The 12,869-nt window shown below is 53.3% G+C and carries 14 protein-coding genes; all 14 read right to left on the bottom strand.

The features are described from left to right. Positions 1–11: 11 nt before the first annotated feature. Positions 12–1,904: a 1-deoxy-D-xylulose-5-phosphate synthase gene (dxs, locus tag NI21_RS0107175; protein WP_033125541.1), complete on the bottom strand. Its 1,893-nt coding sequence runs from the start codon at positions 1,902–1,904 to the stop codon at positions 12–14. A 12-nt stretch (positions 1,905–1,916) separates the two neighbouring features. Then, positions 1,917–2,807, bottom strand: a complete 891-nt coding sequence (locus NI21_RS0107170) for a polyprenyl synthetase family protein (RefSeq protein WP_033125540.1) — start codon at positions 2,805–2,807, stop codon at positions 1,917–1,919. 1 nt (position 2,808) lies between these two features. Continuing rightward, positions 2,809–3,048 (bottom strand): exodeoxyribonuclease VII small subunit, encoded by a 240-nt coding sequence (gene xseB, locus NI21_RS0107165; RefSeq protein WP_033125539.1) that lies wholly within the window; start codon positions 3,046–3,048, stop codon positions 2,809–2,811. Further along, a complete protein-coding gene (gene xseA, locus NI21_RS0107160; RefSeq protein WP_033125538.1) occupies positions 3,033–4,268 on the bottom strand; it encodes an exodeoxyribonuclease VII large subunit in 1,236 nt (411 codons plus the stop codon). The genes xseB and xseA overlap by 16 nt, the downstream gene beginning before the upstream one ends. A 23-nt stretch (positions 4,269–4,291) precedes the next feature. After that, positions 4,292–4,690: a transcription antitermination factor NusB gene (gene nusB / locus NI21_RS0107155; protein WP_033125537.1), complete on the bottom strand. Its 399-nt coding sequence runs from the start codon at positions 4,688–4,690 to the stop codon at positions 4,292–4,294. Further along, the gene (locus tag NI21_RS0107150) at positions 4,691–5,074 is read right to left on the bottom strand and encodes an Asp23/Gls24 family envelope stress response protein (RefSeq protein ID WP_033125536.1); all 384 of its coding nucleotides are present in this window, start codon (positions 5,072–5,074) and stop codon (positions 4,691–4,693) included. Positions 5,075–5,184: 110 nt separating this feature from the next. After that, positions 5,185–6,789 (bottom strand): peptide chain release factor 3, encoded by a 1,605-nt coding sequence (locus NI21_RS0107145; RefSeq protein WP_033125535.1) that lies wholly within the window; start codon positions 6,787–6,789, stop codon positions 5,185–5,187. A 253-nt stretch (positions 6,790–7,042) separates the two neighbouring features. Next, positions 7,043–8,182 (bottom strand): ABC transporter substrate-binding protein, encoded by a 1,140-nt coding sequence (locus NI21_RS0107140; protein ID WP_033125534.1) that lies wholly within the window; start codon positions 8,180–8,182, stop codon positions 7,043–7,045. Between the two features lie 84 nt (positions 8,183–8,266). Then, positions 8,267–9,040, bottom strand: a complete 774-nt coding sequence (locus NI21_RS0107135) for an ABC transporter ATP-binding protein (protein ID WP_033125533.1) — start codon at positions 9,038–9,040, stop codon at positions 8,267–8,269. Beyond that, the gene (locus NI21_RS0107130) at positions 9,040–10,113 is read right to left on the bottom strand and encodes an ABC transporter permease (protein WP_052083995.1); all 1,074 of its coding nucleotides are present in this window, start codon (positions 10,111–10,113) and stop codon (positions 9,040–9,042) included. The genes NI21_RS0107135 and NI21_RS0107130 overlap by 1 nt, the downstream gene beginning before the upstream one ends. 199 nt (positions 10,114–10,312) lie before the next feature. Further along, positions 10,313–11,083, bottom strand: a complete 771-nt coding sequence (locus tag NI21_RS0107125; RefSeq protein ID WP_033125532.1) for a lamin tail domain-containing protein — start codon at positions 11,081–11,083, stop codon at positions 10,313–10,315. A gap of 97 nt (positions 11,084–11,180) precedes the next feature. After that, a complete protein-coding gene (locus NI21_RS0107120; RefSeq protein WP_033125531.1) occupies positions 11,181–11,837 on the bottom strand; it encodes a SpoIIIAH-like family protein in 657 nt (218 codons plus the stop codon). Between the two features lie 12 nt (positions 11,838–11,849). Then, positions 11,850–12,470 (bottom strand): stage III sporulation protein AG, encoded by a 621-nt coding sequence (locus tag NI21_RS0107115; RefSeq protein ID WP_242842822.1) that lies wholly within the window; start codon positions 12,468–12,470, stop codon positions 11,850–11,852. After that, positions 12,460–12,864 (bottom strand): stage III sporulation protein AF, encoded by a 405-nt coding sequence (locus tag NI21_RS0107110; RefSeq protein ID WP_033125530.1) that lies wholly within the window; start codon positions 12,862–12,864, stop codon positions 12,460–12,462. Before NI21_RS0107110 ends, NI21_RS0107115 begins: the two co-directional genes overlap by 11 nt. Positions 12,865–12,869: the final 5 nt, after the last annotated feature.

Genomic DNA, 12,869 nt, shown 5'->3' with positions numbered 1-12,869 from the left:
CTGTTCTCCTTTCAGATATCCTTTTCTGCCCTTTTGGAGCATGCAAGTATATACGCAGTCACAATGCGCTTCATCATGGAAGGAGCATCCAGAAGGACCTCTCTTCGCAGCACATCCACGCTGCCGTGCTCGATATAGTCGTCCGGCAGGGCCAGATTCAGCACCTTTACCGGAAGTCCCTGAGCGGACACGTACTCTGTCACCTGCTCCCCAAAGCCTCCGCAGAGGACGTTCTCCTCTATGGTGACGATGAGACTGTGGCGCTTTGCCAGCTCCTCGATCATCTCGCTGTCAATGGGCTTGACAAATCTGGCGTTGACCAGACTGCAATTGTACCCGGTCTCCTTGATAAGCCTGCGGGTCTTCAGGGCCTCCTCAAACATGTGGCCCACACTCACGATGGCAATGCTCTCCTCCTCGTAGATGACCTCGCTCTTTCCGTACCGGATGGGGGAGCGGAACTCCTCGCAGCCGTCGTAGGCTGTTCCACGGGGATAGCGGAGCGCGATGGGTCCCTCATAGTCCACAGCAAAGCGCAGCATATCCGCCAGCTCCCAGCGGTTCTTGGGCGACATGACAGTCATATTGGGGATGATGCCCAGATAGGACAGGTCAAAGATCCCCTGGTGAGTCTCCCCGTCGCTGCCCACCAGTCCGGCCCTGTCCACCGCAAAGACAACCGGCAGGTTCTGCAGTCCCACATCGTGTATGATCTGGTCATACCCTCTCTGGAGGAAGGAGGAGTACACGGCAAACACTGGCTTCATCCCCCCTGCCGCCAGACCGGCCGCAAAGGTGACCGCGTGGCCCTCTGCGATGCCCACGTCGAAAAACCGTTTCGGGAAACGGCGCTGGAACTCGGAGAGGCCGGTGCCGTCCGCCATGGCGGCTGTGATGACCGCCACCCTGGGATTTCTCTTGCCGATATCGCAGATCACCTTTGAGAACACATCCGTGTATGTATCCTTCTTCTTTGTGCCAACAGGCTTTCCCGTCTCTATGTCGAAGGGACCTGTCCCATGGAAGCGGGCCGGCTCCTGCTCCGCCGGCTCGTAGCCCTTTCCCTTCTGGGTGAGGACGTGGAGAAGGACAGGCCCCTCCACCTTTTTCGCCTCCCGCAGGGCCCGGCAGAGCATGGCGATGTCATGTCCCGGTATGGGCCCCAGATAGGTGATCCCCATATCCTCAAAGAGCATGCCCGGCACTACCAGCTGCTTGATGCTGTTCTTTGTCCGGCGGATCTGCTCGATGATGGAGTCCCCTGCCACCGGAATTCTGTGGAGGGTGTTGGTGACTCCCTTTTTCAGGCCTGTATAGATGTCCGCTGTCCGCAGACGGGCCAGATAGTCGGACATGCCGCCTACATTCTCCGATATGGACATCTCATTGTCATTTAAGATAATAATAAAATTTGTCTTGATCCGCGCCGCGTTGTTCAGGGCCTCGTAGGCCATGCCGCCGGTCATGGCACCGTCCCCTATAACAGAGAGAACACTGTAGTCCTGCCCCAGAAGATCACGGGCCTGCACGTACCCCAGCCCCGCGGAGATGGAGGTGGAGCTGTGCCCCGTATCAAAGGCGTCGCAGGCGCTCTCCTTCCGCTTCGGGAAGCCGCTCATGCCCCCGTATTTGCGCAGGTCGTCAAAGCCCGCTCTGCGCCCCGTCAGGATCTTATGGGTGTAGGACTGATGCCCCACATCCCAGATCATCTTGTCCTCCGGGAGCTGGAACACTCTGTGCATGGCGATAGTGAGCTCCACCACACCCAGATTGGAGGCCAGATGGCCTCCTGTCATACTGATCTTTTCGATCAGGAACTGCCTGATCTCCGCCGCCAGCTCCTCCAGCTCCTCGGCCCTAAGTTTTTTTACATCATTTTCTCTCTCGATCCGATCTAACAACATACCTGTCGCTCCTTATTTCTCCCGGTGGATCAGCTTCTCGATGAGCCATGCCAGGTAGCCGTTTTCCCCGGGAAGCTCTCCCAGAAGACGGACAGCCTCCATGGACGCTGTCTCCACCAGCCTTCCCGCCTCCTTGAGTCCGACCAGAGTCACGTAGGTGCTCTTCTCATTCTTCTCATCGCTGTGGACCGGCTTTCCCAGCACCTCGCTGGTGCTGGTCACATCCAGGATGTCATCCTGCACCTGGAAGGCAAAGCCCACATTGGAGGCAATCTTCTCCACCTTCTTCACATCTCCATCCGAGGCGCCGGCGAGGATGGCGCCGATCATCATGGAGCTCTCGATAAGCGCCCCTGTCTTCAGCTCATAGATAAAATCCAGCACCTCTCTTGAGACAGCGTGTCCCGTCTCCTTCACATCCACCACCTGGCCGCCGATCATGCCGTGGATGCCCGCCTTTGCGGACAGGACACGGAGGGCTTTTCCTATGAGAAGGGCTTTATCCGGATACTGCTCAAAAGCCGAGGAGGCCGTCTCAAAGGCATAGTTTAAAAGAGCATCACCTGCCAGGATCCCCATGTCCTCCCCGTAGACCACATGGGTGGTCTTCCGCCCTCTCCGGTACTCGTCATTGTCCATAGCCGGCAGGTCGTCGTGGACAAGGGAGTAGGTGTGGATCATCTCCATAGCCGCCATAAAGGGCTCCACCAGCTCTCCCTCTCCGCCAAAGAGACGGTAGGTCTCCTGCATCAGCATGGGCCGGAGCCGCTTGCCGCCCGCCATGAGGCTGTACTCCATGGCCTCCATGATGATCTTCTGCAATCCCTCCTTTGAGGGCAGATACTTTGTGAGCAGGGCCTCTATCTCCTCAACCTTCTGCTCCCGCTCTCGCTCATACTCCATCCTACTGCAACTCATGGGTCTCTCCTTTTTCATCCAGAACCTGTATCTGTTTTTCCACTCTGTCTATCCTGTCGCTGCACGCCTTCAGCATGTCCATTCCCCTGTGGTAGAGCTGAAAGGACTTCTCAAGGGAGGACTCCTCCTCCAGCGCTCCTGTCAACGCCTCCAGCTCCGCAAAGAGCTGCTCCAGCGTCTGCTCTCCTTCCGCGGGCACTGTCTGCTCCTCTATTCTCTCTTCCATGGTGTCCCTCCTTCATCCTGCACATCCTCCGCTCTGGCCCGGATCACACCGTCCGAGACGTAGATGCGCAGCTCCATATCTTTTTCCACCTGGCGGATGCTCTTAACCGCCTCACGTCTGCCGCCGGACTCCCTCTCCACGTAAGAGTAGCCCTGATTCAGCTTTCCGGCGGGGGAGAGCCCCCGCATCTTCTCAATGTAAATGGCAAGCTGGTGTCTCGCCCTCTGCACCTTCTGCTCCATGCTCCGCCTCATGGCATCCTCCAGCTCCACCAGCATCTGCCGTCTCTCCCGCAGCTTGTTGCCGGGGTGGAGATACTGGAGCCTGGCCTCGTATTTCTGAAGCCGCAGGCGGCTCACCTGGAGCACTCTGTCCATCTGCCTGTTCATCTGCAGGGCCGTCTCCTGCAGGCGCTGGTCAAAGAGCCGGATATCCCACACTGCCAGCTCGGCCGCAGCCGAGGGCGTGGGAGCCCGCAGGTCCGCCACATAGTCAGCGATGGTGGTGTCGGTCTCGTGTCCAACCGCGGAGATCACCGGCACAGAGCAGTCAAAGATGGCTCTGGCCACTATCTCCTCGTTGAAGGCCCAGAGATCCTCGATTGAACCGCCGCCTCTGCCAACGATCATCACATCCACACCGGCCTGCTCCAGCATGCGTATTCCTTTTACAATGCTCTCCTTTGCCCCCTCACCCTGCACCTGGGCCGGGTAGAGAATGAGCTGCACGTAGGGATTCCGGCGCCTGCTGATATTCATGATATCCCGCACAGCCGCCCCGGTGGATGCCGTCACTACGCCCACCCGCATGGCAAAGGGCGGGATGGGTTTTTTGTACTCGGGGGCAAACATGCCCATCTCCTCCAGCTCCTTTTTCAGGGCCTGGAATTTCTCGTATAGAACGCCCTCACCGTCCAGCCGGATCTGCCTCGCGTAGAGCTGGTATGTACCTCCACGCTCATACACGCTGACCGAGCCAAAGACGATCACCTGCTGTCCCTCCGTCATACGAAAAGAGAGCCCTCCACGCTGCCCTGCAAACATGACACAGGCAATCGTTCCGGACTCATCCTTCAATGAAAAATATATATGACCCGACGTGTGGTACTTACAGTTTGACACTTCGCCTTTAACGTAAATACGGTTCAGCATGAAATCCTGGGTGAACATATTCCGGATATAGGCATTTACCTGTTTTACTGTATAAACATTTCCCGCCATGATCTGTCAATGCACCTCTCGTCTCAGTCTGCGATCCTGGCCAGAACGCCGTTTATGAAAGAGGGGCTCTCGTCCCCGCCAAACCGCTTGGCAAGCTCCACTGCCTCGTTGATCGCCACAGACACAGGCACGTCATCGTCCCACTTCATCTCATAGACAGCCAGGCGCAGGATCGTAAGATCCACCTTGTTCATCCTGGTGGTCTTCCAGCCTGTCGTGTGCTCACCGATCAGCTTGTCGATCTCCTCCTTGTGCTCAGCGACAGCCTGGGCTTTCTTCTGGATATATTCCCTGTCCTTCTCCTTCGCCTCCTCAAGCTGGTCAAAATACAGCTCCAGCTGCTGGGGCATCTCCTCTTCGGCGTTGAACTCCAGTCCAAACACCAGCTTAAATATATGTTCCCTAGACTCTGATCTCTTCACTTACGCTTCCTCCGGAACATCCACGCCTGCGATGCGGATATTCACGTCCGCAACAGTAAGGCCTGTCATATTTTCGATGGCTGCCTTCACCTTCTCCTGCACCTTCTGGCAGATGTCCATGACATTGTAGCCATACTTCAGGTTCAGCTTCAGGGACACTGTGACAATCCCCTCCAGCACGTCCACCTTCACGCCCTTTGACAGGGACTTCATGCCCAGCTTGCTGATCAGCTCTCTCGTGGCATTGCCGGACATGGACGCCACTCCGTCCACCTCCATGGCCGCAAGGCCGGCGATGATGGCCACCACCTCGTCAGCGATCTTCACCTCGCCGAGATTTTCATCCTCTTTTATTGTATAGGTACTTCTCTCGTCTTTTCCCATAAAAATGCCCTCCATATATGTGTTACAAATTCACATTACATTATTAATATACATTATAACAAATTTATATGCAAATGCCAACACTTTCTCCTGCGAACGAACTCCGTGTCCTATGAGCGGCCGAATTCCGAGAGGACAAGTCCCTCGTTCCGGTCCAGAGTCATGCGGATACTCCATTCGTTGATAAAGAGGAGCAGCGGACGGTCCTTGAGATCCTTGATTTTCTTCATGTCCGAAGTGCCTACAAGGTGATCCAGATCCAGGTCTTCGTTCTCGATCCAGCGGATGTGCTCGTAGGGCAGCGTATCCAGGCGGATTTCCACCTTGTACTCGTTCTCCAGACGGTACTTGAGCACGTCGAATTGCAGGACGCCCACAACGCCCACGATAATCTCCTCCATACCGGTATTGTACTCCTGGAAGATCTGGATGGCTCCCTCCTGGGCAATCTGGCTGATACCCTTGATGAACTGCTTTCTCTTCATGGTGTCCACCTGGCGGACTCTTGCAAAGTGCTCCGGGGCAAAGGTGGGGATGCCCTCAAAGGCAAATTTCTCCGGGGAGGCGGTCAGCGTATCTCCGATGGAGAAAATGCCCGGGTCAAAGACGCCGATGATATCTCCCGCATAGGCGTTCTCAATGATCTTTCTCTCGCTGGCCATCATCTGCTGGGGCTGGGAGAGCCGCACCTTCTTGCCCCCCTGGATGTGATGGACCTCCATGCCGGCGTCAAATTTGCCGGAGCAGATGCGCATGAAGGCGATCCTGTCCCTGTGGGCCTTGTTCATGTTGGCCTGTATCTTGAACACAAAGGCCGAGAAATCCGGCTCCTCCATGGGATCGATGTCCCCCTTGTCAGATTTTCTCGGGAGAGGGGATGAGGTCATATCAAGGAAGTGCTGCAGGAAGGTCTCCACGCCGAAGTTGGTCAGTGCGGAGCCGAAAAATACCGGCGACAGCTCTCCACGGCTGACCAGTTCCTGGTCAAACTCGGCTCCTGCTCCGTCCTGGAGCTCGATCTCCTCCTCCAGCTGTAGTCTCTGGTTGTCATCGATGAGCCAGGTGATCTCCGGGTCATCGATCTTCACCTTTTTGACCTCTCCCTGGGTCGTTCCCTTCTTTGTGTCGGAGAAGAGCTCCACCTCTCTCTCCTTCCTGTCATACACGCCCTTAAAGCTCTTGCCCGAGCCGATGGGCCAGTTGATGGGGCAGGTCGCAATTCCCAGCTCATTCTCGATGTCGTCCAGCAGCTCAAAGGTATCCATGGCCTCCCGGTCCATCTTGTTGATAAAGGTAAAGATGGGGATGTGGCGCATGGTACAGACCTTGAACAGCTTTCTCGTCTGGGCCTCCACACCCTTGGACGCGTCAATCACCATGACGGCGGAGTCCGCCGCCATCAGAGTCCGGTAGGTATCCTCCGAGAAGTCCTGGTGACCCGGTGTATCCAGAATATTGATGCAGTACCCGTCGTACTCAAACTGCAGGACAGAGGATGTGACGGAGATACCTCTCTCCTTCTCGATCTCCATCCAGTCCGACACAGCGTGCTTTGCGGTAGCCTTTCCCTTCACGCTTCCCGCCTGGTTGATGGCTCCCCCGTAGAGCAGGAACTTCTCTGTCAGAGTCGTCTTTCCCGCGTCCGGGTGGGAAATGATGGCAAAGGTGCGGCGCCTTTTGATTTCATCTTTCATCTGTTTTGTCAATTCCGGCATGATATAAGCTCTCCTCTATATTCTAATTTACATCAGATAGTCGTTTTACTCCGAATATACAGTTTACCACAGGTCGTGCCGTCTGTGCAATCGTTATTCATTTTTTCTGCTCTGTAAAAATCACAAGGTTTTAACATCTGCCTCTTTGATCCAATTTTTCCCTTATCACCTTGCTAAAGCTATATGAAAAGGGCGTCCCTCAGTCATTCTCTGACTTTCAGGACGCCCTCCCGTTATCTTCGCATATTAATTTTTACTGTTTCTGCTCAATCGGAATCACCGCATTTTCCGGTTCAACCGGATCACCTACAGTGAGACCCTCGATCTCTTCGTCCGGGCAAACCTCTGTCCAAGCCATATCCATGATTTCATCCACAGTCAGATCCTGATTTTCAATAATTCCAAGTCTCAGGTAATCCTCTGCGATCTCTCTCAGAGACTGCTCTGTAAATGCGTCAGACAGTCCAAAATGAAGGGAATCCCAGAACTTCTGTTGTACTTCCTGATCTCCTGTCATCATGTCCGTGTCATACATGAGCTGTACTGCATCCTCAGAGTTTAAGCGCGCATACTGTCCGGCACGTTTAATAGCCTTTACAATATATTTTGCATGAACCGGATTTTTCTCAAGGAAATCATTGTTCATCGCTGTCACGCAACAAGCCTCATCCTGGAATTCCGGGCTGTATGTAATAGAGCAGATCATACGCATATCATCCGGATAGTTGGCCATCACAAAATAATCAGAAAAAATTGTAGCATCCACTTCGCCATTTTCCATGCTGGCAACAGTTGCTGCATTGTCCTCGACATTCAGGAACTCTACTTCTGTAGTCGGATCTACCCCATACTCATCAAGAAGACGGTAGCAGATATTCTGGTCAGAATTTCCAATTCCATCGTGGATTGCGATCGTTTTGCCTTTCAGATCCTCTACGGACTGAATATCGCTGTCAGCCGGAACATAGATGGACTTGCATCCGATATGTGCGCCGCACACGAATGTCATATTCACTCCATTTGTTACAGGAACAAGCATTGTGGCAATATGGTCAGTTCCCCACATACACTGGCCCGTTCCAACAGTCTCCACTACAGAACTACCCTGCACATAGGTAGCATTGATACCATACTCCTCATAATACCCCAGCTCTTCCGCAAGGTATTTTGCTGATACGCATGCTCCTCCATTAAACAGGTACTTCAGCTCTGTTCCAAAAGCCGGCTCTTTCTGCATTGCTTCCCAGTCTTCCTCTGAAACTGCCTCCGGTCGTTCTGTACTTGCATCCTTTCCACTGCCTTCACTCTTATCAGCGCTGCTCTGTCCGCAGGCTGCAAGTGAAAAAACCATCATTCCGGCAAGTAAAGATGCTGCGATTCTTTTCAATTTCATACTTTCTCTCCTTCTTGTATATTTTATTCTAAAAACCGATCCGGAAATTTCCTTCTCAGTTAAAAGAATCTTGTTTTAAATCCGCTAACTGCGGATCCCCCCATAATGGAGTTTATTTAAGATTTCATTTCTATACTCTACAAACATGGCTGACGATCTGTCTCTGGGATATTTTTCTTTTATAGTTATGTCTGATACAACTCTGCCCGGATTTGAATCCATAACAATCACTCTGCTTCCCATATAGACTGCCTCATCCACATCATGTGTCACCATAATAGCCAGCTGCTCCTTTTCCTGCCATATCCGCAGGATTTCGTCCTGCATATTCATACGCGTGAACGCATCAAGCGCTCCAAGAGGCTCATCCAGAAGCAGAATGTCCGGCTCATTGATCAGGGAGCGGACAAGCGCCACTCTTTGGGCCATTCCACCAGAGAGCTGTCCCGGATAATCATCCCTGAACGACCCTAGTCCGATGACATCGATCATCTTTTCAACTTTGTCTTCATTTCCTTTCAGCTTTCCCTGCATTTTAAGACTGAAAGCTATGTTATCTTTTACGGTAAGCCACGGAAAAAGAGTTGGTTTTTGGAATACCATCCCCCTCTCCGGAGAAGGGCCCTGTATCTCATTGTCATCTACAGTCAGTTTCCCTGTTGTCGGCATGATCAGCCCGGCCACCAGACGCAGTATAGTTGATTTTCCACAGCCTGATGGTCCTACCAGACTAATAAACTCCCCGCTTTTCATTGTCAGATCGATCTCGTTCAGCGCATGAGTTACTTCATCTGTCTCAATTTTCGCGAAACTTTTTGAAACATGATCCAGTTTTAATGTTACTTTTTTTTCTACCATTATTTAACAACTCCATTCTGCCAGCGTAAGACACGACGTTTGATCAAATCAAGAACCTTCGTAACAACTGTAAATATAAAGCAGATCACGAACAATGCCGCAAACATCTTGTCATAGCTTGACCAGGATTTTGCCCAGGTCATATACCATCCAAGACCCGCCTTTACTCCCATCATCTCCGCGATCATGATAGCCGTACAAGCAGAGCTCATCGCCTGTGTCATTCCCTGAAGAATAGATGGCATTGCATGAGGGATCGCCACCCGGAAGACCAGCTGTCTCTCGTTGGCCCCCAGCGTTCTCGCCGCTTCAAAAAAGTCCTTGTCCACATTTGAAATTCCTGTCATAGAAGCGACGGTTACCGCAAACCATGACCCGAGAGCGATAATAAACACAGCTCCGCCGAAAAGGGAAGTCGCTACAACCATGACGATCGGGATCCACGTAGAAGTAGGAATTGGTCCAAGAAATTTAATAACCGGATCAATCCAGTAGCGTACTTTTTTGGAATAGCCGCAGGTAATTCCTGTGATAAGTCCAAGAACCACACCGATAAAATAGCCCAGGAACAGAAGCCGCAGGGTATGTAGGGTTGACTCGATCAAATATCCTTTATCGTTCCACGCCGCATTCAAGATAGAGTTCATACACGGTACAAAAGGCTGTGTCAGAATTCCTGTCTTCAACGTCAGGTAATCATATGCGAGCAGCAGCAAAAAAAGTGCTGAATAAAGCGGTGCCTTGTAACGGACTCTTTCTATGATTGTCTTATCTCCTCGAAGCCTCCGAATCACTCCCACGGCTCCATAGAGAACATACGCAGCAATCAGTACAATGAGAAGTCCAAGATATGTTTTGGGATCATTATTGCTGCTTCCATCCGGAATCAGCTGATATTCCAGAATAGCTGCAATACCGCATATGATTGGCAAAAGACTGATCACAACATCCAGTATCTTCTGCACAAAAGACTTTTCTTTCTCCTCCAGTTCTTTTAACTGTTGCCTGGTCAGATTCTCAAGATGATCCGAATTCGTATTCTTCTTTGAATCCGCTTTCTGGTTTAACGCCATAACGAACACTCCTTATCCCTGCGTTATCTGTTTTGTTATTTTTCTAACACTCAAACGGCTTCATTTTATCATATACATTTCCAAAAATAAAATTGTTAATTTTTATAATTATTTTCATCTATCGACACATTCTATACTAATACAATTTTCCAATAAAAAAGCGCTGATCTGTATTCCAGATCAACGCAATACTTATTTTTTATCCCTCTTCTCCGTCCGCTGCCCCGTAGGAGCTGTGGGGCTCGTAGAGGTTTTCATACTCCGGCGCCACCCTGCCGTCCCAGTAGAAGGTCCGCAGCCCTTTTCCGCTTCTTCCACTCTCCCCTCTTGCCGCCTCTCCATTGACTACAGACGTGCTGGCGGAGACGAGATACTGGCAGCTGCTCCCCTCTGTGGAAACCATATCTACAAGGTTCGCTCCCCCGTAGAGCTTCAGTGTGACTGTGGGCTGGTCGTCGATCACAAGATCCTGCCACATCCTGTTAAAGCTCTCTATCTGGTAAGCTCTATCTTCCTGCACATTGCCTGCGCCGCACACGAGATAGTAGCCGTGGGCCGGTATGGATCCGGCCAGCCCGACTGTCCTCTCTGTCCGCACGCCGTCGCTGTCCACGGTGGAGCCGGCCTCGTCCTCCACGGCCCCCGAGCTGTAGCCCAGTATGTAATCGTCCAGACGAACGGCCTCGTCTCCAGGGTTGTAGAGCTCTACAAAGTCGTTGGAGAAGACTCCCTCCCCGCCTCCGGCTCCGTAGAACTGGGAAATGATCACCTTCCCCTGCTGTCCTGTCTGTTGTCCTGGCTCTGTTTTTTCCACAGCTTCTGCCTCTGCCTGGAAAGCCGTCCTGTTCGCCGGAGCCTGCACAGCTCCCGCTCTCATGCCGTACATGCCGGCCAGACCGGCGGCCACCACTGCGGCGGACAAAAGCTTGATAAACGCATCCCGAAGCGCCCTCTTCTCTCTCCCTGTCATCCTCTCATTCCCTTTCTGCCCCTGGTATCTTTCTTCGTTCTTATCTTAACAGCTCCAGTTCAAATCCATCTTTGCTTTCCGTTAAATCTTTGTAAAGCTACTCCGCTGTGTTGATGGGTGTGATGACGATATTCTGGGCGGCAATCCCGGTTTTTCTTGTAATAATATCCTCGATCTGCGCCCGGTTAGCGTCCGACAGCTCCGAGGCACTGACCACCACGTCCGCGCTGTCCGCCGTCAGGCTGACTACCGCGTCAGTAAATCCCTTGGAGGCCAGCAGGGTTTCGGACGCCGCCTCCTTTTCCGCAAGATCAGTCATCTGGACCATCTGGTTGACAGCGTCCTGCTTCTGCTCATCGCTCAGATTTTGGTTGTCAATGATGGAGAGGAGATCCTCCTTGTTCTTTGCCCGCACCTGCTCTCTTGTCACCTTCGCCTCTGCCACCACCGCGCTGGCATCCCCGCTTGTCAGCACAGCCTCGCCGGGTGTGCCGTCCACACCTCCGTCGTCTGTCTCCCCGTCCGTCCCGGCAGCGTCCCCGTCTACATCCTGGCTCTCAATGTCGTCCGAGCTGGCAGACACGTCCTCCTCGGATATGTCCAGAAGCTCCTGGCTGGCCAGATCCCCGCTCGTCTGAGCCGCGTCGTCCTTCTCCCCGAAGAGCCGCCCCGAGTAGTTCAGATACCCCGCCGCAGCGATCATGACCGCAAGAGCCGCAATGATGATCTGGTTTTTCCTGAATATTTTTTTCACTCTGCTACCTCCTTAATTTTCATTCAGCTTCATCACCTTAATTTTATGCGTGTCTACATTAAATAATGCCTGCACCGCCTCCGTTATGTTCTGCACGGTGACGGGCTGGTCCCCGCCCTGGGCGATCACCACCACCCCCTCCACGGAAGGGGTCAGCTCCTTTGTCACGTAGGGCTCCTGCCCGGCGGAGGTGCCGCTGCCAGGCTCACCGTATACAGTGGTACCGCTGGAGCTGCTCCTTGCTGTGGTGCGTGTTCCCCCCTGGCTGTCCTGCTCTGTCACCGTCTCGCTCTCCTGCTCCTCATCCTTCTCCACTACCTTCTCGGAGGTGGAACGGAGGGTCACCATGACCTTCACCTTCCCCACGCCGGACACCTCTGACAGGGCCTCCTCCAGTCTTTTCTCCATGTACTGCGCATAGTCCTCACCTCCGGAAAGCCCGGTGCCCGCCTCCTGCCCGCCCTGGGACAGGGAGGAGTCCTCCTCCCCGCTTTTGTCTGAGACGGGGAGGGTGATCACCAGCAGCAGCACACCCGCCAGGAGAAGGATCAGCAGCCGATCCTTCCGAAGCCAGGTCCTGGCGCCTCCTGCCGTCAGCTTTCCAAGCCATTCTTTGATTTTTTTACTGTCCAATCCTGATCTCCTCCACACTGATCCTGTTGCCCCCTGTCTCCTCTGCCTCCGACTCTTTAGTATCCGGCTCTTCGGGGCCCGGCTCCGCGCTGTCCGGCTTTCCGCCATTCGCTGGCAGGCCCTCCCCTGACCCGATATCCTCCAGGTAGGCCCCCGCCTCCTGGATCTGCCGCAGCTCCTCCGCGTAGGCAGTGCCCTGGTAGATGGCAGAGAACTCCTGCCCCATGCCCAGCAGCTTCATGACCGGCGTCAGGAGGAGGATGACGAGCAGCAGGCCGGTGAAAAAGCGGATATATTTTTTGTAGGCCTGGCCGGGGATCACATGGCTGAGCACAGCGGAGAACACCATAAAATAAGCGAGGCTCCTGATCCACCCATAGAGCTGCTCCAGCATATCGC

Origin of the sequence: Eubacterium sp. ER2 (assembly GCF_000765215.1) — a bacterium.
GTDB lineage: Bacteria > Bacillota > Clostridia > Lachnospirales > Lachnospiraceae > Claveliimonas > Claveliimonas intestinigallinarum.
The sequence above is the reverse complement of the archived record's forward strand: the minus strand, read 5'-3'. Positions and strand labels throughout refer to the sequence as shown.

Bases quoted from the DNA above. Each gene is read 5' to 3' on its own strand.
- dxs (WP_033125541.1), bottom strand. From the start codon at position 1,904: ATGTTGTTAGATCGGATCGAGAGAGAAAATGATGTAAAAAAACTTAGG.
- NI21_RS0107170 (WP_033125540.1), bottom strand. From the start codon at position 2,807: ATGGAGTATGAGCGAGAGCGGGAGCAGAAGGTTGAGGAGATAGAGGCC.
- xseB (WP_033125539.1), bottom strand. From the start codon at position 3,048: ATGGAAGAGAGAATAGAGGAGCAGACAGTGCCCGCGGAAGGAGAGCAG.
- xseA (WP_033125538.1), bottom strand. From the start codon at position 4,268: ATGGCGGGAAATGTTTATACAGTAAAACAGGTAAATGCCTATATCCGG.
- NI21_RS0107150 (WP_033125536.1), bottom strand. From the start codon at position 5,074: ATGGGAAAAGACGAGAGAAGTACCTATACAATAAAAGAGGATGAAAAT.
- NI21_RS0107145 (WP_033125535.1), bottom strand. From the start codon at position 6,789: ATGCCGGAATTGACAAAACAGATGAAAGATGAAATCAAAAGGCGCCGC.
- NI21_RS0107140 (WP_033125534.1), bottom strand. From the start codon at position 8,182: ATGAAATTGAAAAGAATCGCAGCATCTTTACTTGCCGGAATGATGGTT.
- NI21_RS0107135 (WP_033125533.1), bottom strand. From the start codon at position 9,040: ATGGTAGAAAAAAAAGTAACATTAAAACTGGATCATGTTTCAAAAAGT.
- NI21_RS0107130 (WP_052083995.1), bottom strand. From the start codon at position 10,113: ATGGCGTTAAACCAGAAAGCGGATTCAAAGAAGAATACGAATTCGGAT.
- NI21_RS0107125 (WP_033125532.1), bottom strand. From the start codon at position 11,083: ATGACAGGGAGAGAGAAGAGGGCGCTTCGGGATGCGTTTATCAAGCTT.
- NI21_RS0107110 (WP_033125530.1), bottom strand. From the start codon at position 12,864: ATGCTGGAGCAGCTCTATGGGTGGATCAGGAGCCTCGCTTATTTTATG.